Consider the following 23770-nt stretch of genomic DNA (forward strand, 5'->3'; position numbering starts at 1 on the left):
AACCGCAGGTTTTTTCCCCGCCTCCGTGAGGCAGATCACCGGGGGGCGGTGTTGCGCGGGCACCCGGTGCCATTACGCTACGACTCGTAGCGAAAGCCCGTGACGGACGTACACGGGCCGGATCCGGCAGGGCGCGGGTGGGGACCCGGGCGCTCGTGTCGAAGTTGTTCGGGAAGTACGGGGATCGCTTTTCACGCAGGCGCGCGGACAGGGGAGGATAGACGCATGCAGCCACGGAACATGTCCATGAGCGGAGTCGTCGACCTCGCCGCGGTGAAGGCGGCCCAGGAGGCCAAGGCGAAGGCGGAGCAGACGCGCGCCGAAGCGGCCCGGCAGGGCGGCGCGGGGGCCGTCTCCCCGGCAGATCTCGTCATCGACGTCGACGAGGCGGGGTTCGAGCGGGACGTCCTGCAGCGGTCCGCCGAAGTGCCCGTCGTCATCGACTTCTGGGCGGAGTGGTGCCAGCCCTGCAAGCAGCTGAGCCCCGTCCTGGAGCGGCTCGCCGTCGAGTACAACGGCCGCTTCCTGCTCGCCAAGATCGACGTCGACGCCAACCAGATGCTGATGCAGCAGTTCGGGGTGCAGGGCATCCCGGCGGTGTTCGCGGTCGTCGCCGGGCAGGCGCTGCCCCTCTTCCAGGGGGCCGCCGGCGAAGCGCAGATCCGCCAGACCCTCGACCAGCTGGTGGAGGTCGCCGAGCAGCGGTTCGGGCTCACCGGCCTGACCGTCGACGCCGACGCCGCGCCGGACGCCGACCAGCCGGTCGCGGCCGAGCCCGTCGGGCCGTACGACGCCCTGCTCGAAGCCGCCGTACAGGCCCTGGACGCCGGTGACTTCGGCGGCGCCGTGCAGGCCTACAAGAACGTGCTCGCCGACGACCCGGGCAACAGCGAGGCCAAACTCGGTCTCGCGCAGGCCGAGTTGCTCCACCGGGTGGGCGGCATGGACCCGCAGCAGGTGCGCAAGGACGCCGCCGAGAGGCCGAAGGACCCCGAGGCGCAGATCGCCGCGGCCGACCTGGACCTGGTGGGCGGTCACGTCGAGGACGCGTTCGGGCGGCTCATCGACACCGTGGCCCGCACCGCGGGCGACGACCGGGACGCCGTGCGGCTGCGGCTGCTCGAGCTGTTCGAGGTGGTCGGGCCCGAGGACCCAAGGGTCGCGGCCGCCCGGCGCGCGCTGGCGCGCGCCCTGTTCTGATCCCCCGGGCGCCCGGGTTCTGACCAGTCGCTAAACGTCAGAGCCCGTGGCGCCGGAGTGAAAGTTCTGCCGAATCGGTTCCCTCGCGGCCGCGCTTTACCAAATCTTGGTAATCGCGGCCGCTGTTACTGGGAGTAAGACGGGGCCGCCGATCTGTCGGATTCCGTCCATCGATCAACAGTTTTGTCCTGGGCATGAGGGACACCCTGTGTCGTCGGCCGAGACCTGTGGGTCGTTCTTCGGTTATCCGGCCGTTACTAGCGAGTAACGAACCCCCTTGTGCGGGCGGCGAGAATGCACCACGATCGGCCACGCTCGGTCCAATCCCGTACCCCGACAGCCGGTTGGGTCGACGGGTCTCCCTGGGTCCCCACCGAGCAGGGTCGACGGCGCTGTCGTCGGGCCTTGGACAGGGGGGTCTTCGCTGCGGCGAAGCCTGTCCAGCAAGGTTGTGCGTGATGCGTGTCAGGCGCGACCAGTGGTTGTCGCTCGGGGGTGATCGCCGGTGATCGGTGCGCGGTTCGCGCCTCCGGAACAGGCGCTCCCCTTCCCGAGGACGTAGCACTTCTCCCATCCCTGCCCGGCTGAGCCGCCGTCTCGGAGGCGAGTCAGGGCCAGGAGATGTACGTCCGAGAAGGAGGAAATATGGAGTCCCAGGTGCGTGGCGGGACCAGATGGAAGCGCTTCGCTGTGGTCATGGTGCCCAGCGTCGCAGCGACGGCATGCATAGGCGTGGCCCTCGCGCAGGGTGCGCTGGCCGCGTCGTTCAGCGTGTCCGGCCAGTCGTTCAAGGTGAGCGCCGACAAGCTCGAAGGCACGGGCTTCTCGCAGTACGGCGCGATCGACTCGGGTTACACCCTCGACGGCAAGAAGACGGCTCACCCCGTCGCCGTCTCGGCGTTCAAGAGCGCCTCGATCACGAACATGTGCCAGTCCGTGGTCACCCCGAACATCCCGCTGCTCGGGTCCGTCAGCCTCACGCTGAAGGCGGGCGGCGGCGGTACGCCGGTCGAGGCCGAGAACCTCTACATCGACGTCGAGGACCTGCAGGCGAACGCGACCTTCAGGAACATCGACATCGGCGTCGCGGCCAAGGACGCCAGCAAGGGTCCCGGTCTCAAGAGCGGTGACGCGGCGAACCCGTACGGCTTCGCTCAGCAGGCCGAGTCGGCCACGCTGACCGACGTGAAGCAGACGGCGTGGGCCACCACCGCCGGAACCTTCAAGCTCAGCGGCCTGAAGATGTCGCTGTCGACGGGTGTCAAGGAGTGCTACTAAGCACTCTCTGACGGGCGGGGGAGCCGGTGGCGCCCCCGCCCGTCCAGTCTGAAGCCCGGGTCTTCACCGGCAGCACGACTACCACCACAGAAACGCCGCACCAGGGAGCTGTTTTCCATGAGCGCCGAGACCCCTGCCGCACCCGGCCAGTTCACCCGCCGGAGGCAGCAGTTCCGCGCCTGGCGGGGCGCCAGGCCGTTCTGGGCGGGCCTGTTCGTCCTTCTCGCCGGCTTCCCCATCGCCTACTTCCCCTACGCCCACCTCCAAGTGGGCCATCTGACACTGGCGATGGCGACCACCGCGGGGGCGGGGTCCCTGATCATCGGCGTGCTCCTGGGCGTCCTGGGCATCAGTCTGTGGTTCCAGAAGCACGTGCAGGTCTTCGCGGGCGTCGCGGCGATCCTGCTGGGTCTGGTGTCCATCCCGGTGTCCAACCTCGGTGGCTTCCTCATCGGCTTCCTGTTCGCCCTCGTGGGCGGCGCGATGGCCGTCTCCTGGGCCCCGGGCGCACCGCCCGAGCCGCTCCGGGCGCCGGAGGCCGGCGTGAACGCCGGAGGCGCTCCCGAGGGCGCGTACCCCGAGGGCTCCGCCCCGGCGGACGACCTCGGCGCGAATCCGTACAGCACAGGTCCCGCCGTCGCCGAACGGCCGTCCTTCAGCAAGGGCGAGGGACCGGGCGAGCCGCACGACCTGCACGATCTGTCAGGAACGAGCCCGGCCAACGGGGCGAACGGGAGGCACAGTGCCGGCTGACGAGGTTTCCACCGGGAGCGATGTGGACGCTGCCTGCGTGAGAACCACCGGACCGCGCCACGCGGCACCCAAGAAGCCGCTGTTCACCAGGTTCCACATGCCGGCCGGCAAGGCGATAGCCCTGGCGGCCATGCCGACGGCGGTCCTCATGGGCATGGGCTTCACGCCCACCCTCGCGAACGCCGACGACCAGCCGTCGTCCAAGAACCTCACGATCGACGAGTACAAGGACTGCGTGGCGGCCCTGGAGGGCACGGACGCCTCCGCGTCGGCCTCGCCCTCGCCGTCCGCCTCGAAGAGCGCGAGCGAGTCCGCGGACGACTCCAAGGGCGACTCCAAGGACTCCTCGGACGGCGCCAAGGACGACTCGGGCGGTTCGAAGGACACCTCGGGCTCCGCGGACGACAAGAACGGTTCCTCCTCGTCGGATTCAGGTTCCGGCGATGCGGCGGAGCCCGCCCCGTCCGCGTCCTCCTCGTCCGAGAAGTCGGCGACGTCCGGCGACAGCGCCGCGACGACTCCGTCGGCCCCGGAGACGAGCAAGAACCTCCTGGAGACCGTCGGCGACGCCCTCACGGACCTGTTCGACGGCAAGAAGTCCGACGACACGGCCACCGCGAGCCCGTCCCCGTCCGCGACCCCCTCCGCCGAGGCCTCGGCTCCGGCCGCCGGCTCGGGCTCCTCCGGGTCCTCGGACTCCTCCGGGGCGTCGGGCAAGGACTCCTCGGGCACGTCCAAGGACTCCGGCGGCTCCGGCGCCGGGACGGTGAAGGACACCGTCAAGGACACGGCCGGGGACACCGCAGACAAGGTGAAGGACGCGGCCGAGGACAAGGCGAAGGACGCCGGGGACACCGCCGCCGACGCGACGTCCACCCCCAGCCCTTCGGCGAGCGCGGACACGAAGGCCGAGAACTGCCCCGCCGCCACCGACGACGAGGGCGGCATCGACAACAAGGTCCGGCTGCCCGACGACCCCTGGTTCCTGAACGCCAGCTCGCTGCTCCTCAAGGGCGCCGACTACCAGGGCATCGTCAAGGTGAAGACCGCCAACGGCACCGTCAAGGAGGTGCTGAAGTACGTCATCTCCGGCGGGACCGACATCGGCGACCTGCACCAGACGGTCGACGACAAGCAGGCGGGCCGCACTTACCACGTGCAGGCCGGCAAGGGCACGACGTCCACCATCAAGGACGGCGACACGATCATGTACACGGAGAGCATCTCCGGGAACCTGTTCGGTCTCATCCCGGTGACGTTCAGCCCGAAGAGCCCTCCGCCGCTGAACATCCCGCTGATCTACTTCACCAACGCCAAGGTCCAGCAGGCCGGCCAGTTCGGCGGCACGCTCACCGTTCCCGGCCTGCACCAGTTCACGACCGCCGACTGAGCGCGGGCGTCACCGGCTTTTCCGGGAGCCGCAAGAAGACCGTGCCCCCGCCGGGTTCCACACCGGCGGGGGCACGGTCGTGAAAGCGCCGAGGGCGCCCCTGTCGCAGGGGGCGCCCTCGGCGCCGTACCGGCCCCTCGGGGGCCGTTGATCAGTCGCGGGCGCCGCCGCCGAGGTGGTGGACGCGGAGCATGTTGGTGGTGCCGGGGACGCCGGGGGGCGAGCCGGCGGTGATGATGACGATCTCGCCGGGGCTGAACCGGTTGATCTTGGCGATCTCCTGGTCGACCATGTCGACCATCTCGTCCGTGGTGTTCACGAACGGCACGATGTGCGACTCGACGCCCCAGCTGAGCGTCAGCTGGTTGCGGGTGCCCTCGTCGGTGGTGAAGGCGATGATCGGCTGCGACGCGCGGTAGCGCGAGAGCCGGCGGGCGGTGTCGCCGGACTGGGTGAACGCCACCAGGCCGCGGCCGCCGAGGAAGTCGGAGATCTCGCACGCGGCGCGCGCGATGGAACCGCCCTGCGTGCGCGGCTTCTTGCCCGGCACGAGCGGCTGGAGGCCCTTGCTGAGCAGCTCCTGCTCGGCCGCGGTGACGATCTTCGACATCGTCTTCACGGTCTCGATCGGGTACGCGCCCACGCTCGACTCGGCGGACAGCATGACCGCGTCCGCGCCGTCCAGGATCGCGTTGGCCACGTCGGAGGCCTCGGCGCGGGTCGGACGGGAGTTGGTGATCATCGACTCCATCATCTGGGTCGCCACGATCACCGGCTTGGCGTTGCGGCGGCACAGCTCGATGAGGCGCTTCTGCACCATGGGGACCCGCTCCAGCGGGTACTCGACGGCGAGGTCGCCGCGGGCGACCATCACACCGTCGAACGCCATGACGACGTCCTCCATGTTCTCCACCGCCTGCGGCTTCTCCACCTTGGCGATGACGGGGACCCGGCGGCCCTCCTCGTCCATGACGCGGTGGACGTCGGCGACGTCCTTGGCGTCCCGGACGAAGGACAGGGCGACCAGGTCGGCGCCCATGCGCAGCGCGAACCGCAGGTCCTCGATGTCCTTCTCGCTGAGCGCGGGCACGTTGACGGCCGTGCCGGGCAGGTTGATGCCCTTGTGGTCGGAGATGACACCGCCCTCGATGACGATCGTCCGCACCCGCGGACCCTCGACGTCGAGGACCTTCAGCTCGACGTTGCCGTCGTTGATGAGGACCTGGTCGCCGCGCGAGACGTCGCCGGGCAGGCCCTTGTACGTCGTGCCGCAGATCGTCTTGTCGCCGGGGACGTCGTCGGTGGTGATGGTGAACTCGTCACCGCGCACCAGCTCGACGGGGCCCTCGGCGAAGGTCTCGAGGCGGATCTTGGGGCCCTGGAGGTCGGCGAGGACGCCGATGGCCCGGCCGGTCTCCTTGGCGGCGGCCCGCACCCGGTCGTAGCGACCCTGGTGCTCGGCGTGCGAGCCGTGGCTGAAGTTGAAGCGGGCCACGTTCATGCCGGCCTCGATCAGCGACACGAGCATTTCGTGGGAGTCGACCGCGGGGCCGAGAGTACAGACGATTTTCGAACGGCGCATGAGGCGATCCTATCGGTTTGTTTCGCCGCGGAATATTCCGTCTGGCGGAAGATACAAACGGGCGGAAGCGTGCTCAGTTGTATTCCTGCTCAGTTTGTGTTTTTCACCAGGGCGTAGGTCTGTGTCGCGATCTCCAGTTCCTCGTCCGTCGGCACCACCGCGACCGCCACCCGGGCGTCCGCCGGGGAGATCAGCCGCGGCTCGTCGGCGCGCACGGCGTTCAGCGCGTCGTCCACGGCCAGGCCCAGGGAGTCCAGGCCCGCGACCGCCGCCGCCCGCACCGGCGCCGCGTTCTCGCCGACCCCGGCGGTGAACGCGACGGCGTCCACCCGCCCGAGTACCGCGTAATAGGCGCCGATGTACTTCCTCAACCGGTGAATGTAGATGTCGAACGCGAGCTTCGCCCGCTCGTCGCCCTCGTCGACGCGCCGCCGGATCTCCCGCATGTCGTTGTCGCCGCACAGCCCGACGAGACCGCTCCTCTTGTTGAGAAGAGCATCGATTTCGTCGATGGACATTCCGCCGACGCGCGCCAAATGGAAGATGACGGCCGGGTCGACGTCTCCGGAACGCGTCCCCATCACCAGCCCCTCCAGCGGCGTCAGCCCCATCGAGGTGTCCACGCACCGGCCCCGCTCCACGGCCGACGCCGACGCCCCGTTGCCGAGGTGCAGCACGATGACGTTCACCTCTTCGGGGGCCTTGCCCAGCAGCTTCGCCGTCGCCCGCGAGACGTACGCGTGCGACGTCCCGTGGAAGCCGTAGCGGCGCACCCGGTGCGCGTCGGCCGTCTCGACGTCGATGGCGTAGCGCGCCGCCGCCTCCGGCATCGTCGTGTGGAAGGCGGTGTCGAAGACGGCGACCTGGGGCAGGTCGGGCCGCAGGGCCGTCGCCGTGCGGATGCCGGTGAGGTTGGCCGGGTTGTGCAGCGGCGCGACCGGGATGAGCCGCTCGATCTCGGCGAGGACCGCGTCGTCGATCACGGTCGGCCGGGTGAAGTGCTTGCCGCCGTGCACGACGCGGTGCCCGACGGCTGCCAGCTCGGGGGAGTCCAGGCCGAGGCCGTCCTTCGCCAGCTCCCGGGCCACGGCCTTCAGCGCGGCGTCGTGGTCGGCGATCGGGGCGTTCTCCTCGCGGGACCCACCGCCCGCCGCGAGCGGGGTGTGCTTCAGCCGGGAGGACCGCTCGCCGATGCGCTCGACGAGCCCGCTCGCCAGCCGGCTGCTGTCCCGCATGTCCAGCAGCTGGTACTTCAGCGACGAGGAACCGGAGTTGAGGACGAGGACGCGGGTCGCGCTCACAGATCGTTCGCCTTCTCGCTGGGGGCCTGGGTCCGGGGCTCGGGCCGGGGCTCGGACGGGGTCTGGGCCTGGATCGCCGTGATGGCGACGGTGTTGACGATGTCCTGGACGAGAGCGCCCCGGGACAGGTCGTTGACCGGCTTGCGCAGCCCCTGGAGGACCGGCCCGACCGCGATCGCGCCGGCCGACCGCTGCACGGCCTTGTAGGTGTTGTTGCCCGTGTTGAGGTCCGGGAAGATCAGCACGCTGGCCTGGCCGGCCACCTCGGACCCCGGCAGCTTCGTCGCGGCGACGGTCGGCTCGACGGCGGCGTCGTACTGGATGGGCCCCTCGATCCTCAGGTCGGGCCGCCGCGCCCGCACCAGCTCCGTCGCCTCGCGCACCTTGTCCACGTCCGCGCCCGAGCCGGACGTGCCGGTCGAGTACGACAGCATCGCGATCCGCGGCTCCACGCCGAACCGGGCCGCCGTCGTGGCCGACTGCACGGCGATGTCGGCGAGCTGACCGGCGTCCGGATCGGGGTTGACCGCGCAGTCGCCGTAGACGAGGACCTTGTCGGCCAGGCACATGAAGAACACGGACGAGACGATGTCGGCGTCCGGCCTGGTCTTGATGATCTCGAAGGCGGGCCGGATGGTGGCGGCCGTCGAGTGCACGGACCCGGAGACCATGCCGTCGGCCAGGCCCTCCTGCACCATGAGCGTGCCGAAGTAGTTGACGTCGGACACGACGTCGTGGGCGAGCTCCACGCTGACGCCCCGGTGGGCGCGCAGCGCGGCGTACTTCTGCGCGAAGGCGTCGCGCAGCTCGCTGGTCGCCGGGTCGATCAGCGCGCAGTCGCCCAGGTCGATGCCCAGGTCGGCGGCCTTCTTGCGGATCAGGTCGACGGGCCCGAGCAGCGTGAGGTCGCACACGCCCCGGCGCAGCAGGACCTCGGCCGCGTGCAGGACGCGCTCCTCGGTGCCCTCGGGCAGCACCACGCGCCGCCTGTCGGAGCGGGCCTGTTCGAGGAGTTTGTGCTCGAACATCATGGGCGTGACGCGGTCGGTGCTCGGCGCGGAGACCCGCCCCAGCAGCCCGCTCGTGTCGACGTACCGCTCGAACAGGCCCAGCGCGGTCTCGGCCTTGCGCGGGGTGGCCGCGTTCAGCTTGCCCTCCAGCGAGAACAGCCGCTCCGCGGTGGGGAAGCTGTTCCCGGGCACCGACAGGACCGGTGTGCCGGGAGCCAGCCGGGCGGCCAGGGTGAGGATCTCCGGCGGCGGGACCTCGCCCAGCGTGAGCAGCACACCGGCGATCGGCGGGGTGCCGGCGCTGTGCGCGGCCAGCGTGCCGACGACCAGGTCGGCGCGGTCGCCGGGCGTGACCACCAGGCAGCCCGGCGTCAGGGCGTTGAGGAGGTTCGGCAGCATCGCGCCGCCGAAGACGAAGTCGAGGGCGTCGCGGGCCAGCCCGGAGTCGTCGCCCAGCAGCACCCGCGCGCCGAGGGCGTGGCTGATCTGCGCGACGGTCGGGGCGGCGAGCGCGGGCTCGTCGGGCACGACGTAGCAGGGCACGGGCAGCCGAACGCCGAGACCGGCGGCGATCTCCTCCCGCTCGTCGGGGGCGACCCGGTTGGTCACCATGGCCAGCACGTCGCACCCGAGGCCCTCGTAGGCCCGGTAGGCGTTGCGGGTCTCGGCGAGCACCGACTCCGCGGTCTGCCTGCGGCCGCCGACGACCGGGATCACGGACGCGCCGAACTCGTTGGCGAGGCGCGCGTTGAGCGCCAGCTCGTCGGGGAACTGCGTGTCGGCGTAGTCCGTTCCCAGGACGAGGACGACGTCGTAGTCGCGGGCGACCCGGTGGAACCGCTCGACCAGGGTGGAGACCAGTTCGTCCGCCCCCCGCTCGGCCTGGAGGGCGGACGCCTCGTGGTAGTCCATGCCGTAGACGGTGGCCGGATCCTGCGCCAGCCGGTAGCGCGAGCGCAGCAGTTCGAAGAGCCGGTCGGGCCCGTCGTGGACGAGAGGACGGAAGACGCCCACCCGGTCGACCTGCCGGGTCAGGAGTTCCATGACTCCCAGCTCGACGACCTGGCGGCCGTCGCCGCGGTCGATGCCGGTCACGTACACACAGCGGGTCACGCGCGCTCTCCGTTTCGTTCCGGGGCAGTTCGCCGGCGCCCGGCCCGGCCGCCCGGCCCGGACCGCTTCCGGCGCACAAAAATCGCCCACCTAGGTGAGCAGATCCCTCTTGACAATACCCCCGGCCGTGATTAAGGCGCCCGTCAAGCGACAGCCCGCTCGGCGGCGTGAAACAATCGAATCCGGCTCACAAGCAACGACAGCGAGCAGGAGACACAGCACGATGCGCATCGGAGTTCTCACCGCAGGCGGCGACTGCCCCGGCCTGAACGCAGTGATCCGGTCGGTCGTGCACCGCGCCGTGGACAACTACGGCGACGAGGTCATCGGCTTCGAGGACGGCTACGCGGGCCTGCTGGACGGCCGTTACCGGGGGCTCGACCTCAACGCGGTGAGCGGCATCCTGGCCCGCGGCGGCACCATCCTCGGCTCGTCCCGGCTGGAGCGCGACCGGCTGCGCGAGGCCTGCGAGAGCGCCTCCGACATGATCCACGACTTCGGCATCGACGCCCTCATCCCGATCGGCGGCGAGGGCACGCTGACGGCCGCGCGCATGCTGTCCGACGCCGGGCTGCCGGTGGTCGGCGTCCCGAAGACGATCGACAACGACATCTCCTCCACCGACCGCACCTTCGGCTTCGACACGGCCGTCGGCGTCGCCACGGAGGCGATGGACCGTCTGAAGACGACCGCCGAGTCCCATCAGCGGGTCATGGTCGTCGAGGTCATGGGCCGCCACGCGGGCTGGATCGCGCTGGAGTCCGGCATGGCGGCGGGCGCGCACGGGATCTGCCTGCCGGAGCGGCCCTTCGACCCGGCCGACCTGGTGAAGATGGTCGAGGAGCGGTTCGCGCGCGGCAAGAAGTTCGCGGTGATCTGCGTCGCCGAGGGCGCGCACCCGGCCGACGGCACCATGGACTACAGCAAGGGCGCGATCGACCAGTTCGGCCACGAGCGCTTCCAGGGCATCGGCACGGCCCTCGCCTACGAGCTGGAACGACGGCTCGGCAAGGAGGCCCGCCCGGTTATCCTCGGTCACGTCCAGCGCGGCGGCGTCCCCACGGCCTACGACCGCGTCCTCGCCACCCGCTTCGGCTGGCACGCCGTGGAGGCGGCGCACCGCGGCCAGTTCGGGCGGATGACGGCGCTGCGCGGCACGGACGTCGTGATGGTGCCGCTCGCGGAAGCGGTGACCGAGCTGAAGACCGTGCCCAAGGACCGCATCGTCGAGGCGGAGTCGGTCTTCTAGACCCTTCTGGACCCCGGGGCCGGTGCCGGGGCCGGGGTCCCGGCGGCGGTTACGCCGTCCGCTTCCTCAGGCCCGTCCAGAAGTGGTCGACGATCCGGTCGAGGAAGTCGTCGCCCGCGTCGCTCGCGTCCCCGGCCGCCCTGCCGCCGCCCCAGCTCAGCGTGGCGGCCATCCGCCCCTGATAGTCCTGGTGCAGCTCCCGGAGGGTGTCCTCCAGGAGCCGCCGGTCCAGCGGCACGATCCTGGCCACCTGCCTGACGTACGCCTGCCAGCGCGTGCCGGTCGCGGAGCGCAGCAGGCCGGCGAGTTCGCCCTCCCGGCCGGTGACCGTGACCAGGTCCGGCAGCGCGAGGTCGAGCAGGTCGGCGAGGAGGGCGTTCTGCCGGTCCGTGCCGCGCCACTGCCCGCTCTCCTCCATGCGCGTGTACGCCAGGAACTCGTGGCCCACGGCGCGGGCGACGTCCTCGGGGGCCAGGCCGCGGGCGACGCGGTGTTCGCGCAGGGTGCGGGGGCGTCCGATGAGTTCGGCCGGGGAGCACCACAACACCCCCGCGAGAGCGGTGAGTTCGGCGTGGGCCGGGGTGAGCGCCCCGCGTTCCCAGGCGTTCACCAGGTCGGGGGTGGCGTGCGCGAGGGCGTAGGAGGCGCGCAGCCCCTGGGCGACGTGACCGGGGGTCATGCCGAGGGCGACACGGAGCCGGCGGGCGGCGGGGGCGTCGAAGGGCGGGCCGGGCTGACGGGTGTGAGCTGCGGGTCTGGACACGGGGGACAAGGTAGGGGGCCCGGACTGCGTTGACTACGGGGTGTTCGGACATAGTCACCGGTCGTAGAAAGGTACGGGGGTGACGGGGGTGACGGGGCTGGCGGATGGGACGGCGGCACGGGCGGCGGGGGCGGAGCGGGCGGCCCGGGGGACCCGGCAGCCGGGGGAGCGGGAGCGCCGGGGCCGGCGGGGAGGCGCGAGGGGCGAGGCCGGCGGACCCGGCCGTCCACGGCGGGCGCGGTGCGGGCTTGCGAACGGTGGGATTCGTCTGCGGCGTCCCCTTAAGGTACTGCCTAGTCCATCGGGGGAGGGGGCGGTCGCCATGGCCGGACAGGACGTGGGAGCCGGGCAGTTGCTGCTCGCGGAGTACCAGAGCGTCAAGGACGAGCAGAAGGCCCGGATCGGGTTCCGGGACAACCTGCTCTACGTGACCCTCGCGGTGGTGGCCGCGGTCGCCGCCGCGGCCGCCCAGGCCGGGCAGACGGCGATGCTGCTCGCCCTGCCCCCGGTGTGCGTCGTGCTGGGCTGGACCTACCTCGTCAACGACGAGAAGATCTCGGCCGTCGGCCGCTACGTCCGCCAGGAACTGGGGCCGCGGCTCGCCGAACTGGCGGGCACCGACGCGGCGTTCCGCTGGGAGACGTACCACCGCGGCGACGCCCGCCGGGTCTCCCGCAAGATCGTGCAGTGCGTGGTCGACCTGCTGGCCTTCTGCGTCGTCCCGCTGGCCGCGCTCGCCGTGTACTGGTGCGGCGGACAGGTGACGACGGGCCTGCTCGCGCTGTCCCTCGCCGAGGCGGCGGCGGTGACCGGTCTGGGCGTGTTCGTCGTGCGCTATGCGCTGCCGTTCGGCAGCGGGGGTGCGTGAGCGGCCCGTCCGCCCGTGGCGCGCGGGGTGTCACCCGGTGGCCGGGCCGCGCGCCGGACCGGTCACCGCCCCCTGGCCGTGCCCGGCACCCACCGGTAGACCAGCTCCGGCCTTCCCACCTGCCCGTACAGCGGCTTGCGCTCGGCCCGGCCGGCCTCGACGAGATGCTCCAGATACCGCCGGGCGGTGATCCGCGAGATGCCCACCGCCTCGGCCGCGGCGGCCGCCGTCAGCCCTTGCGGGGCCTCGCGGACGGTCTCCGTCACCCGTTCCAGGGTCGGAGCGCTCAACCCCTTGGGCAGTGCGGCCGGGCCGGGCGCGCGCAGTGTCGCGAGCGCCCGGTCGACCTCGTCCTGGCCGCTCGCCTCGCCCGCCGCGCCCCGGAACTCCGCGTACCGCACCAGCCGGTCGCGCAGGGTGGCGAACGTGAAGGGCTTCAGCACGTACTGCACGACCCCCAGCGAGACGCCCTCGCGGACCACCGTCAGGTCGCGCGCCGAGGTCACCGCTATGACGTCCGCGTGGTAGCCGGCCGCCCGCAGTGAGCGGGCCAGTTGCAGGCCGTGTCCGTCCGGCAGGTGCAGGTCCAGCAGGAGCAGGTCCACCGGCGTGCGGTCCAGCAGCCTGCGGGCCTCCGCGCCCGTGTGCGCCTTGCCCACGGCCACGAACCCCGGGACGCGTCCGACGTACATGACGTGGGCGTCGGCGGCGACCGGATCGTCCTCCACGACCAGCACTCTTATCGGCGTCGGTGTCGGCGTCTGCTCCGTGCCCGTCATCTGCTGCCTCCCGGCGTGGTCGCGGCCGCCGTCCGCAACGGCAGGCGCGCCTCGAACTCGGCTCCGCCGCCCTCGGCCCCGGCCACCGACAGAGTGCCCTCGTGCCGCTGCACGGCCTGCCGGACCAGGGCCAGTCCGAGGCCCCGGCCGCCCGGCCCGGACGGCTTCGTCGAGAAGCCGCGCTCGAAGACCAGCGCGGCGTGCGCGGGGTCCACCCCCGCCCCCGTGTCCGCCACCCGCAGCAGGAGTTCGCCGTCCTGCGTGGACGCCGTCACCGTCACCCGGGCCCGGACGCTGCCCTGGGCCGCGTCCACCGCGTTGTCGATGAGGTTGCCGAGGATCGTCACCAGGTCGCGGGCGGGCAGGGACGGCGGCAGCACACCGTCGTCCAGGGTGCTCTCCTCGGACACCACCAGCTCCACGCCCCGCTCGTTGGCCTGGGCCGTCTTGCCCAGCAGCAGCGCCGCCAGGACCGGCTCGCCGACCGCCGCGACGACCCGGTCGGTCAGCGCCTGGGCCAGTTCCAGTTCCGAGGTCGCGAAGTCCACGGCCTCCGGGGCCCGACCCAGCTCGATCAGCGAGACGACCGTGTGCAGCCGGTTCGCCGCCTCGTGGGCCTGCGAGCGCAGCGCCTGCGTGAAACCGCGCTCGGAGTCCAACTCGCCCATCAGCGACTGGAGTTCGGTCACATCGCGCAGGGTGACGACGGTGCCGCGGCGTTCGCCGCCCGACACCGGGGAGGTGTTCACGACGAGCACCCGGTCCGCCGCCAGGTGCACCTCGTCCACCCGCGTTCGGGAGGCGAGCAGCGCGCCCGTCAGGGGAGCCGGCAGGCCGAGGTCCGCGACGGACCGCCCCACCACCTCCCCGGAGACGCCCAGCAACTCGCGGCCTCCGTCGTTGATGAGCGCCACCCTGTACTGTCCGTCCAGCATCAGCAGCCCCTCGCGCACCGCGTGCAACGCGGCCTGGTGGTAGTCGTGCATCCGGCTCAGCTCGGTCGCGTTCATGCCGTGGGTGTGCCGGCGCAGGGACGCGTTGACGACGTACGTGCCGATCGCGCCGAGGGCGAGCGCCCCGCCGGCCACCGCGAACAGCGCCGTGACCTGGTCCTGGACCCGCTTGCTGATCGACTCGACCTTGATGCCCGCGCTGACCAGGCCGACGATCCCGCGGTCGCCGTCCACCACGGGGGTGACCGCGCGGACGGACGCGCCGAGGGTACCGGTGTAGGTCTCCGTGAAGGTCTTCCCGCGCAGGGCCGGGGCGGTGTTCCCGCGGAACCGCCCGCCGATCTGGGTGACGTCCGGGTGGGTCCAGCGGATGCCCCGCGGGTTCATGATCGTGACGAAGTCGACGTCGGTGTCCCGCATGATCCGCAGCGCGTACGGCTGGAGCTCGGCGCTGGGGCGGGCCGTGCGGATCGCCGCCCGCACGGAGGGGGAGTCGGCGACGGAACGGGCCACCGCGGTGGCCTGGCTGCGCGCCGCCTGCTCGGCCTGGTCGCGGTCGCTGACGTACGTGAACAGCGCGTATCCCGCCACGAGCACCGCGATCAGCACGGCCTGCATGGCGAACAGCTGGCCGGCGAGGCTGCGGGGTCGTGGCAGGTCGGGGATGCGCATGCGGTCAGTGTGCCCCCGCCGCCGGGCGTGAACTAAATGAACGGAAGGGTGACCGCCCTCACACGGCGCGAGAGAGTCACGGCATCCCCCACAACTTCCCGGACGTGAGCCGCACGCCGGTGAATGCCGACGACGACGTCAAGGAGGGCAGCCGTGGCCGCCAGCAGCACCCCCGATACGGCACCTGCCGCACCCGTGGCCAAGCGGGACCGCACCCACTACCTGTACATCGCGGTGATCATCGCGGTGGCGCTCGGCATCACGGTGGGCCTCACCGCCCCCGACTTCGCCGTGGAGCTGAAGCCCATCGGGACCGGCTTCGTCAACCTGATCAAGATGATGATCTCGCCGATCATCTTCTGCACGATCGTGCTGGGCATCGGGTCGGTCCGCAAGGCCGCCAAGGTCGGCAAGGTCGGCGGCATCGCGCTCGGCTACTTCGTGGTCATGTCGCTGGTCGCGCTCACCATCGGCCTGGTCGTCGGCAACATCCTGGAGCCGGGCAGCGGGCTGCACATCACCGACGCCGTGAAGGAGACCGGCCAGGCGCAGGTCTCGGCCGAGGCCAAGGACACCACCGAGTTCCTGCTCGGCATCATCCCCACCACGATCGTCTCCGCCTTCACCCAGCCGGACGTGCTGCAGACCCTGCTGGTCGCGCTGCTGTGCGGGTTCGCCCTCCAGGGCATGGGCAGGGCCGGCCGGCCGATCCTGCGGGGCGTCGAGCACATCCAGCGGCTCGTCTTCCGCATCCTCGCGATGGTCATGTGGGCCGCCCCGGTCGGAGCCTTCGGCGCGATGGCCGCGGTCGTGGGCTCGGCGGGCGTGGACGCGCTCAAGAGCCTCGCCGTCCTGATGCTGGGCTTCTACATCACGTGCTTCCTGTTCGTCTTCATCGTGCTCGGCGCGATGCTGAAGATCTTCACGGGTCTCAACATCCTCACGTTCCTCAAGTACCTGGCCCGTGAGTTCCTGCTGATCCTGTCCACCTCCTCCTCCGAGTCCGCGCTGCCGCGGCTCATCGCGAAGATGGAGCACCTGGGCGTCAGCAAGCCCGTCGTCGGCATCACCGTCCCGACCGGCTACTCCTTCAACCTCGACGGCACCATGATCTACATGACCATGGCGTCCCTGTTCATCGCCGACGCCATGGGCACCCCGATGTCGATCGGCGAGCAGATCCCGCTGCTGCTGTTCCTGTTCGTCGCCTCCAAGGGCGCGGCCGGAGTGACCGGCGCGGGCATGGCGACCCTGGCCGGCGGCCTGCAGTCGCACAAGCCCGCCCTGGTGGACGGCATGGGCCTCATCGTCGGCATCGACCGCTTCATGAGCGAGGCCCGCGCCCTCACCAACTTCGCCGGCAACGCCGTCGCCACCGTCCTGGTCGGCACCTGGACCAAGGAGATCGACAAGGAGCGCGTGCGGCTGGTGCTCGCCGGCGGCCTGCCGTTCGACGAGAAGACCCTGCTCGACCACGACGACGACGCCCCCGACCACGACGTCGACGCCGACGGGGCCGCCCCGGCGGACCTGCCCGAGCAGCGCGAAGAGGGCGAGAAGGAACTCGCCAAGGCCTGAGATCCGGATTCCGGGTCCCCGACTCCGGGTGTCCGGCCCCGCCTGAACCGGGGCCGGACACCCGGTCACCGCCTCCCCCCGCTCCGGGCGGCCGAGCACTCCCCCGTGGCTCGGCCGCCCGGTCTCCCCGTCCCGCTCGTTCCGCTCGTCCCGCTGTCCGCCCGGCCCTGCGCCGGGCGGTTCGGCATTCCGGGGTCGTTGCCTTGACGTCGGCGTCAAGCCGTACCGTCGACCGTATGCGCATCGGAGAGCTGGCCGCGCGGGCCGGGACCACGACCCGGACGCTGCGGTACTACGAGTCCCGGGGGCTGTTGACCGCCCGGCGGAACCACAACGGCTACCGGACCTACGACGAGGACGACCTGAGACTGCTCCGGCAGATCAGGACGCTCCAGGACTTCGGGTTCGACCTGGAGGAGACCCGGCCCTTCGTGGAGTGCCTGCGGGCCGGGCACCCCGAGGGCGACTCCTGCCCGGCGTCGCTGGCGGTCTACCGGCGCAAGCTGTCGGAGCTGGACGAGCTGATCGGCGAGTTGCGGGCGGTGCGCGCCCAGGTCGGCGAGCAGCTGCTCAGGGCCGAGCGGGCACGGGACGAGCTGGCGGCCGATGCGACGGTTCCGGGAGGTCCGGATCCGGTGTGCGAACTGGGAGGGCGGACGCGGTGACCAAGGCCGACGGTGTGGCGGAAGTGACGGACGCGGACTTCGGGACGGAGGTGCTCGGGGCGGACCTGCCGGTGCTGGTGGAGTTCACCGCCGACTGGTGCCCGCCGTGCCGGCAGATGGGACCGGTGCTGACCGCGCTCGCCGCAGAGGAGGGCGAGCGGCTGAAGGTGGTGCAGCTGAACGTGGACGTGAACCCGGAGACGACCAACGCCTACAAGGTGCTGTCGATGCCGACGTTCATGGTGTTCCGGTCCGGCGAGCCCGTGAAGGCGATGGTGGGAGCCCGCCCGAAGAGGCGGCTGCTGGAGGAACTGGCCGACGTGCTGTAATCCCCGCCGGAACACAGGAAATCCCCCGAGCAATTGCGCTCGGGGGATTTGTCTGCGTATATTCGATGATTCGCGACTCAAAGGGAAACCGGGTCGTGAAGAAGCTCAGTGAGCACAGTATATTCGGGCGGGAGTGGAATTGTCAAACACCGACTTTCCTGACGGTGAATTGCGGCACGAACAGGAATTCATCGACGGGCTGTACGCACGCGTGGACGCCCTGCGCGGGGACACCGAGGCGGGCGTCACGGACGCCCTCGCCCAGGGGGACAAGCCCATGCAGGCGCGCCTGGAGCGGGACATCCTCGTCGCCGAGCGCTCCGGGCTCCTGGCCGCCCTGAACGCGGTGGACGGCTCCCTGTGCTTCGGCCGCATCGACCTCGCCTCGGGCACGGACCACCACATCGGCCGCATCGGCCTGCGCACCGACGACGCCGACCGCACCCCCCTCCTCATCGACTGGCGGGCCGACGTCGCCCGCCCCTTCTACCTGGCCACCGGCCACACCACGATGGGGCTGCGCCGACGCCGGCACCTCACCACCGAGGGCCGCCGGGTCACCGCCCTGCACGACGAGATCCTCGACCTCGGCGACACCACCCGCACCGGCCACGAGGACCCCACCGGCGACGCCGTGCTGCTCGCCGCCCTCGACTCCGCGCGCACCGGCCGGATGAGCGACATCGTGCAGACCATCCAGGCCGAGCAGGACGAGATCATCCGGGCCCCGCACCGCGGCGTGCTGGTGGTGGAGGGCGGCCCCGGCACGGGCAAGACGGCCGTCGCCCTGCACCGGGCCGCCTACCTCCTCTACGAGCACCGGGAACTGCTCGCCAAGCGGGCCGTCCTCATCGTCGGCCCGAACCCCGCCTTCCTCGGCTACATCGGCGAGGTGCTGCCCGCGCTCGGCGAGACCGGCGTACTGCTCGCGACCGTCGGCGAACTGTTCCCCGGCGTCAGGGCCACGGCCGCCGACAGCCGCGAGGCGGCCGCGGTCAAGGGCCGCGCCGACATGGCGGACGTGCTCGCCGGCGTCGTACGCGACCGGCAGGCGCTGCCCGACCCGGTGATCGCCGTCGAGCACGACCGCGAGATCCTGATGCTCGACGCCGGCCTGGTGAGGATGGCGCGCGAGCGCACCCGCGCCGCGAACCTCCCGCACAACGCGGCCCGAGAGGTCTTCGAGGGGCACATCCTCAACACGCTCACCGACATGGTCGCCGAACGCATCGGCACCGACCCGTTCGACGGCACGAACCTGCTGGACCCGAGCGACATCACCCAGATCCGCGACGAACTCGCCGAGAACCCCGAGGTGTGGGCCGCCGTCGACCGGCTGTGGCCGCGCCTGACCCCGCAGCGCCTGGTCGCCGACTTCCTCGCCGACCCCGTGGGCCACGTCGGCGACGACGACGCGGCCGTCATCCGCCGCCCGGTCACCCGCGCGTGGACGGTGGCGGACGTCCCGCTGCTGGACGAGGCCGCCGAACTGCTCGGCGTGGACGAGCGCGTGGCGCGGGCGCTGGCCGAGCGGGAGCGCGAGACGCAGGTCGCCTACGCGCAGGGCGTCCTGGACGTCTCCTACGCCTCGCGCACCTACGAGTTCGACGACAAGGACGAGGAGGACTCCGAGGTCCTGTCCGCGCACGACATCATCGACGCCGAGCGGTTCGCCGAGCGGCACGAGGAGGACGACCACCGCAGCGCCGCCGAGCGCGCGGCGGCCGACCGCACCTGGGCGTTCGGGCACATCATCGTCGACGAGGCGCAGGAGCTGTCGCCGATGGCCTGGCGGCTGCTCATGCGGCGCTGCCCGACCCGCTCGATGACGCTGGTCGGCGATCCGGCGCAGACCGCCGAGGCGGCCGGCGTCGGATCCTGGGACGCGATCCTCGCACCGTACGTCCAGGACCGCTGGGAGCTCACCCGTCTCGGCGTCAACTACCGCACCCCGGCGGAGATCATGGAGGTGGCGGCCGCGGTGGTGCGCGCCGAGCGCCCGGACTTCGCACCGCCGAGTTCCGTGCGGTCCACGGGGGTGCGGCCGTGGGCGCGCGCGGCCGGCGACCTGGCCGCAGCGGTGGCCGAGGCCGTCGGCGAGCTGACGCCCGCCGAGGGCAGGCTCGCCGTCATCGCCCCGCGCGACCTGCACGACCGGCTCGCCGAGCGGCTGGACGGGATCACCGCGGGCGCGGAGCCGGACCTGACGCGGCCGGTCGTCCTGCTGGACCCTCGCCGGTCGAAGGGCCTGGAGTTCGACTCCGTGCTGGTGGTCGAGCCGGCGGCCTACGGCACGAGCGACCTGTACGTGGCGCTGACCCGCGCCACCCAGCGGCTCGGCGTCCTGCACAGCCGGCCCCTCCCCGGACCGCTCGCCGACGCCCTCGCCGCCCCGGCCCCCACCGGGGCCTGACGGCTCGGGCCCGCCCGCCGGGAGGGGCCGGGCGGGCTCAGGCCGGGCGGGCTCAGGCCGGGCGGAGCCAGACCGTGGCCAGCGGGGGCAGGGTCAGGCGGACGGACGCCGGGTGGCCGTGGCGGCCCTGGGGCTCCGGCTTGACCGGGTCGGGGCCGGTGACGCCGCTGCCCCCGTACCCGGACGCGTCGGTGTTGAGCACCTCGTGCCAGGCCGGGACGTCGTCGGGGGCGCCCAGGAGGTAGTCGGGGCGCACGACGGGCGAGAGGTTGCTGACGCACAGCAGGGGGGAGCCCTCGGCGTCGTGGCGCAGGAACGCGAACACGTTGTCCTCCGCCGCGTCGCCGACCACCCACCGGAAGCCGGCCGGGTCGGTGTCCAGCTGCCACAGCGCGGGGGTCGCCCGGTAGACCGCGTTGAGGTCGCGCACGAGGTCCCGCACGCCCCGGTGGTCCGCCTCGGCCCCGTACGCCGGGTCCAGCAGCCACCAGTCGGGGCCGTGCTCCTGCGACCACTCCGCGCCCTGCGCGAACTCCTGCCCCATGAACAGCAGTTGCTTGCCCGGGTGGGCCCACATGAACGCCAGGTAGGCCCGCAGGCCGGCGCGCTGCTGCCACCAGTCGCCGGGCATCTTCGACACCAGCGAGCGCTTCCCGTGCACCACCTCGTCGTGGGAGATGGGCAGCACGTAGTTCTCGCTGTACGCGTACACCATCGAGAACGTCATCTCGTGGTGGTGGTACCTGCGGTGCACCGGCTCGTGGCTCATGTAGTCCAGCGAGTCGTGCATCCAGCCCATGTTCCACTTCAGCCCGAAGCCGAGCCCGCCGAAGCCGCTCGGCCCCGGCTGGTCGGTGGCGCGCGTGACGCCGTCCCAGGCCGTGGACTCCTCCGCGACGGTGACGACGCCGGGACTGCGGCGGTACACCGTCGCGTTCATCTCCTGGAGGAACGCGACCGCGTCCAGGTTCTCCCGGCCGCCGTGCTCGTTCGGCGTCCACTGGCCCGGCTCGCGCGAGTAGTCGAGGTAGAGCATCGAGGCGACGGCGTCCACCCGCAGCCCGTCGATGTGGAACTCCTCGCACCAGTACGTGGCGTTCGCCACCAGGAAGTTGCGCACCTCGCGCCGGCCGAAGTCGAACTCCAGCGTGCCCCAGTCCGGGTGCGCGGCCCGCAACGGGTCCTCGTGCTCGTACAGCGGACGCCCGTCGAACTCGGCGAGGGCCCAGTCGTCGCGGGGGAAGTGCGCCGGCACCCAGTCCATCAGGACGCCGACGCCGGCCCGGTGCAGGGCGTCCACCAGGTACTTGAAGTCGTCCGGCGTGCCCAGCCGGGCCGTGGGCGCGTAGAAGCCGGTGACCTGGTAGCCCCAGGAGCCGCCGAAGGGATGCTCGGCGACGGGCATCAGCTCGACGTGCGTGAAGCCCAGGTCCTTGACGTAGGCGGGCAGCTGGTCGGCGAGCTGCCGGTAGGTGAGGCCGGGCCGCCAGGACGGCAGATGGACCTCGTACACCGAGAACGGGGCCCGGTGCACGGGTATCTCGGCCCGCCGGGCCAGCCACTCCCCGTCGCCCCACTCGTAGTGCGAGGCGGTGACGATCGACGAGGTCGCGGGCGGGACCTCGGTGCGCCGGGCCATCGGGTCGGCGCGCAGCGTGTGCGAGCCGTCGGGCCGGGTGATGTCGAACTTGTACAGCTCGCCCTCGCCGACGCCGGGCACGAACAGCTCCCAGACGCCCGTCGAGCCGAGCGAACGCATGGGGAACCCCGTGGCGTCCCAGAAGTTGAAGGAGCCGGCCACCCGCACACCGCGCGCGTTGGGAGCCCACACGGAGAAACCGGTGCCGCTCACCCCCTGGTGGACCCGCGGATGCGCGCCGAGCACCGTCCACAGCTCCTCGTGCCGGCCCTCGCCGATCAGGTGCAGGTCCAGATCGCCCAGCGTGGGCAGGAAGCGGTAGGCGTCCTCGGTCTCCACGGTGGCGTCGTCGTAGGCCACGAGCAGCCGGTACTCGGGGACCTCGGTCAGCGGCAGCAGGCCGGAGAAGAAGCCGTCGCCGTCGTCCTGGAGGCCGGCGCGCAGCTCGCCCGCGAGCACGGTCACGGAGCGCGCGTACGGGCGCAGCGCCCGGAAGACGACGCCGCCGGGGACCGGATGCGCGCCCAGGACCGCGTGCGGGGCGTGATGGGAGCCGTGCAGCAGACGCTCGCGGTCCTCGGCGTCCAGCACGGGGGACACGGCCGGCGGGGCCGGAGCGGGGGCCGGGGGCCGGGCGGGGGGCTGGGCCGGAGGTCGGGCGGGGGAGGCGGCAGAGGACGGGGACGGGGCCGGGGGCGACGTCGGCGCGGGGGCGACGGCCGGGTTCCCGCTCTTCCCGTGGGCCTTCTTGACCTTCTTCGGGGGAGTCACGTGCGGAGCCTCCTCAAGGCAGGTCGGGGGCGGCGAGGCGATGTATCGCGGACAGGGGGACGGGCAGCCAGTCGGGGCGGTGCCGGGCTTCGTAGACGACCTCGTAGATCGCCTTGTCCGTCTCGTGGGCCCGCAGCAGCACGGGGTCGGCGCGCGGGTCGACGCCCGCCGCCTCGGCGTACCCGGAGCAGTAGGCGGCCCGGCAGGCGTGCGCCCAGCCGGGGTCCGGCGGGTTCGCCGAGTGGGCCGCGTAGTCGAAGGAGCGCAGCATGCCCGCCACGTCCCGCACGGTGGGCTGCGGCATCCGCCGCTCGGCCAGCGGCCTGGCCGGCTCCCCCTCGAAGTCGATCAGCGTCCACCGGCCCGCGGAGGTGCGCAGGCACTGCCCGAGGTGCAGGTCGCCGTGGACGCGCTGGGCGGTCCAGGTGCGGCCCTCGGCCGCGAGGTCGGCCAGAGCCGTGAAGGCGGTGCGCAGCGCCGGCGCGTAGGGGCGCAGCGCCGGCACCGCCTGCGCGGCCGCGTCCAGCCGCTCGGTCATGCCGTCCACCATCGGCCCGGTCTGGGAGGGCCCCAGCGTCGCCGTGGGCAGCGCGCGGGCCAGCGCCCCGTGCACCTCGGCGGTCGCGCGGCCCAGCGCCCTCGCCTCGGCCACGAAGTCCTCGCCCTTGGCCAGCTCCCGCAGTGCCAGCTCCCAGCCGTCCGAAGCGCCCTGCAGATACGGCTGGAGCACCCCGAGGACGTAGGAGCCGTCGTCGCCCCTGCCGTCGCCGCCGGGGGTCTCGCCGCCCCGGCCCTCGCCGAGGTCGGCCTGGAGCCACGCGGTCGGCGCGGGCACCCGGGCGCAGCCTTCGCGGGCCAGCGCCAGCGGCAGCTCCAGATCGGGGTTGACGCCCGGCACGACCCGGCGCAGGAGCTTGAGGATGAACGTATCTCCAAAGACGACGGAGGAATTCGACTGCTCGCCGGTCAGCAGGCGCGGGACCAGTCCCGGCCGGATCTCCTGCGCAGGATCCCGCTCGCAGCGCAGCACGCCGACGCGGGCCCGGGTGCGCAGCGCCTCCAGCAGCACCTCGGCGGGCCGGGCGTCGTACAGGGCGTCGAAGACGGTCCGCCCGGTCAGCGGCCCCTGGGCCACGTGTCCGATCAGCGCGGGGGCCAGCCGGGGCGGCAGCGCCTCGCGGACGCCGAGCAGCAGCTGGTAGCAGTCGCCGGGCCCGGCTCCCTGACGGGCGCGCACCAGCAGGTGGTACAGCCCCAGCCGGGAGTCGGCCGGCAGCAGCTCGGTGGCCGCCACCAGCGAGAACCCGGTGATCGGACGCCCCTTTCCGGCGAACCAGCGCTGCCGTGGCAGCCACTCGCGCAGCAGGGGATCCAGCGACCCGAGGAGGCCGGGGACTGTCTTGCCGGAGAGCGTGACCGTTTCCGCCATGGCGTCGCATTCCTTTCCCCGCGGGGGTCGGGGTG

General features: G+C 72.1%; 18 protein-coding genes. 10 read left to right on the forward strand and 8 right to left on the reverse strand.

Features of this window, described 5'->3' with window-relative positions:
- The first annotated feature begins 225 nt into the window (after nt 1-225).
- The 4 genes from OG802_RS24600 (at nt 226) to OG802_RS24615 (ending at nt 4621) form a co-directional block, all read left to right on the forward strand.
- Nucleotides 226-1200, forward strand: coding sequence for a tetratricopeptide repeat protein (locus OG802_RS24600; RefSeq protein WP_329413692.1), 975 nt, complete (start codon nt 226-228; stop codon nt 1198-1200).
- A gap of 645 nt (nt 1201-1845) precedes the next feature.
- A complete protein-coding gene (locus OG802_RS24605; RefSeq protein WP_329413694.1) occupies nt 1846-2478 on the forward strand; it encodes a DUF6230 family protein in 633 nt (210 codons plus the stop codon).
- Between the two features lie 117 nt (nt 2479-2595).
- Nucleotides 2596-3231 carry a DUF6114 domain-containing protein gene (locus OG802_RS24610; protein WP_329413695.1) on the forward strand — a complete coding sequence of 212 codons (636 nt, stop codon included), beginning with the start codon at nt 2596-2598 and terminating at the stop codon, nt 3229-3231.
- On the forward strand, nt 3221-4621 hold the full coding sequence (locus OG802_RS24615) for a hypothetical protein (protein WP_329413697.1): 1401 nt from the start codon (nt 3221-3223) through the stop codon (nt 4619-4621). The genes OG802_RS24610 and OG802_RS24615 overlap by 11 nt, the downstream gene beginning before the upstream one ends.
- Before the next feature lie 151 nt (nt 4622-4772).
- Here OG802_RS24615 and pyk read toward each other — a convergent pair whose 3' ends face one another.
- From pyk to pta, 3 genes are all read right to left on the reverse strand, one after another.
- Nucleotides 4773-6203, reverse strand: a complete 1431-nt coding sequence (pyk, locus tag OG802_RS24620) for a pyruvate kinase (RefSeq protein WP_329413699.1) — start codon at nt 6201-6203, stop codon at nt 4773-4775.
- Between the two features lie 89 nt (nt 6204-6292).
- The gene (locus OG802_RS24625; protein ID WP_329413702.1) at nt 6293-7504 is read right to left on the reverse strand and encodes an acetate kinase; all 1212 of its coding nucleotides are present in this window, start codon (nt 7502-7504) and stop codon (nt 6293-6295) included.
- Nucleotides 7501-9627, reverse strand: a complete 2127-nt coding sequence (gene pta / locus OG802_RS24630; protein WP_329413705.1) for a phosphate acetyltransferase — start codon at nt 9625-9627, stop codon at nt 7501-7503. The genes OG802_RS24625 and pta overlap by 4 nt, the downstream gene beginning before the upstream one ends.
- Before the next feature lie 223 nt (nt 9628-9850).
- On the opposite strand from pta, the gene OG802_RS24635 reads away from it, so the two are divergent.
- Nucleotides 9851-10876, forward strand: coding sequence for an ATP-dependent 6-phosphofructokinase (locus OG802_RS24635; RefSeq protein ID WP_256904827.1), 1026 nt, complete (start codon nt 9851-9853; stop codon nt 10874-10876).
- Nucleotides 10877-10925: 49 nt separating this feature from the next.
- Here OG802_RS24635 and OG802_RS24640 read toward each other — a convergent pair whose 3' ends face one another.
- Nucleotides 10926-11639, reverse strand: a complete 714-nt coding sequence (locus OG802_RS24640) for a helix-turn-helix domain-containing protein (RefSeq protein WP_443055312.1) — start codon at nt 11637-11639, stop codon at nt 10926-10928.
- A gap of 322 nt (nt 11640-11961) precedes the next feature.
- On the opposite strand from OG802_RS24640, the gene OG802_RS24645 reads away from it, so the two are divergent.
- A complete protein-coding gene (locus tag OG802_RS24645) occupies nt 11962-12507 on the forward strand; it encodes a hypothetical protein (RefSeq protein ID WP_329413710.1) in 546 nt (181 codons plus the stop codon).
- Between the two features lie 62 nt (nt 12508-12569).
- Here OG802_RS24645 and OG802_RS24650 read toward each other — a convergent pair whose 3' ends face one another.
- The gene (locus tag OG802_RS24650) at nt 12570-13286 is read right to left on the reverse strand and encodes a response regulator (RefSeq protein ID WP_329413711.1); all 717 of its coding nucleotides are present in this window, start codon (nt 13284-13286) and stop codon (nt 12570-12572) included.
- Complete coding sequence (locus OG802_RS24655; RefSeq protein ID WP_329413712.1) at nt 13283-14911, reverse strand: sensor histidine kinase; 1629 nt, start codon at nt 14909-14911, stop codon at nt 13283-13285. Before OG802_RS24655 ends, OG802_RS24650 begins: the two co-directional genes overlap by 4 nt.
- Nucleotides 14912-15034: 123 nt before the next feature.
- Here OG802_RS24655 and OG802_RS24660 point away from each other — a divergent pair, with 123 nt between their 5' ends.
- From OG802_RS24660 to OG802_RS24675, 4 genes are all read left to right on the forward strand, one after another.
- The gene (locus tag OG802_RS24660; protein WP_329413715.1) at nt 15035-16489 is read left to right on the forward strand and encodes a cation:dicarboxylate symporter family transporter; all 1455 of its coding nucleotides are present in this window, start codon (nt 15035-15037) and stop codon (nt 16487-16489) included.
- Between the two features lie 236 nt (nt 16490-16725).
- A complete protein-coding gene (locus OG802_RS24665) occupies nt 16726-17154 on the forward strand; it encodes a MerR family transcriptional regulator (RefSeq protein WP_329413716.1) in 429 nt (142 codons plus the stop codon).
- On the forward strand, nt 17151-17483 hold the full coding sequence (locus OG802_RS24670; RefSeq protein WP_329413718.1) for a thioredoxin family protein: 333 nt from the start codon (nt 17151-17153) through the stop codon (nt 17481-17483). Before OG802_RS24665 ends, OG802_RS24670 begins: the two co-directional genes overlap by 4 nt.
- A gap of 169 nt (nt 17484-17652) precedes the next feature.
- Nucleotides 17653-19896 (forward strand): HelD family protein, encoded by a 2244-nt coding sequence (locus tag OG802_RS24675; RefSeq protein ID WP_329413720.1) that lies wholly within the window; start codon nt 17653-17655, stop codon nt 19894-19896.
- Nucleotides 19897-19948: 52 nt separating this feature from the next.
- Here the strand turns inward: OG802_RS24675 and glgB are convergent, their stop codons facing one another.
- Nucleotides 19949-22123, reverse strand: coding sequence for a 1,4-alpha-glucan branching enzyme (gene glgB, locus OG802_RS24680; protein WP_329417370.1), 2175 nt, complete (start codon nt 22121-22123; stop codon nt 19949-19951).
- 196 nt (nt 22124-22319) lie between these two features.
- Complete coding sequence (locus tag OG802_RS24685) at nt 22320-23735, reverse strand: maltokinase N-terminal cap-like domain-containing protein (RefSeq protein WP_329413721.1); 1416 nt, start codon at nt 23733-23735, stop codon at nt 22320-22322.
- Nucleotides 23736-23770: the final 35 nt, after the last annotated feature.

It is taken from the genome of Streptomyces sp. NBC_00704, from assembly GCF_036226605.1.
In the GTDB taxonomy this organism is placed as follows: domain Bacteria; phylum Actinomycetota; class Actinomycetes; order Streptomycetales; family Streptomycetaceae; genus Streptomyces.

Excerpts from the sequence above, each read along its gene's own strand:
- OG802_RS24600 (WP_329413692.1), top strand. The coding sequence starts at position 226 with ATGCAGCCACGGAACATGTCCATGAGCGGAGTCGTCGACCTCGCCGCG.
- OG802_RS24605 (WP_329413694.1), top strand. The coding sequence starts at position 1,846 with ATGGAGTCCCAGGTGCGTGGCGGGACCAGATGGAAGCGCTTCGCTGTG.
- OG802_RS24610 (WP_329413695.1), top strand. The coding sequence starts at position 2,596 with ATGAGCGCCGAGACCCCTGCCGCACCCGGCCAGTTCACCCGCCGGAGG.
- pyk (WP_329413699.1), bottom strand. The coding sequence starts at position 6,203 with ATGCGCCGTTCGAAAATCGTCTGTACTCTCGGCCCCGCGGTCGACTCC.
- OG802_RS24635 (WP_256904827.1), top strand. The coding sequence starts at position 9,851 with ATGCGCATCGGAGTTCTCACCGCAGGCGGCGACTGCCCCGGCCTGAAC.
- OG802_RS24645 (WP_329413710.1), top strand. The coding sequence starts at position 11,962 with ATGGCCGGACAGGACGTGGGAGCCGGGCAGTTGCTGCTCGCGGAGTAC.
- OG802_RS24650 (WP_329413711.1), bottom strand. The coding sequence starts at position 13,286 with ATGACGGGCACGGAGCAGACGCCGACACCGACGCCGATAAGAGTGCTG.
- OG802_RS24655 (WP_329413712.1), bottom strand. The coding sequence starts at position 14,911 with ATGCGCATCCCCGACCTGCCACGACCCCGCAGCCTCGCCGGCCAGCTG.
- OG802_RS24660 (WP_329413715.1), top strand. The coding sequence starts at position 15,035 with ATGCCGACGACGACGTCAAGGAGGGCAGCCGTGGCCGCCAGCAGCACC.
- OG802_RS24665 (WP_329413716.1), top strand. The coding sequence starts at position 16,726 with ATGCGCATCGGAGAGCTGGCCGCGCGGGCCGGGACCACGACCCGGACG.
- OG802_RS24685 (WP_329413721.1), bottom strand. The coding sequence starts at position 23,735 with ATGGCGGAAACGGTCACGCTCTCCGGCAAGACAGTCCCCGGCCTCCTC.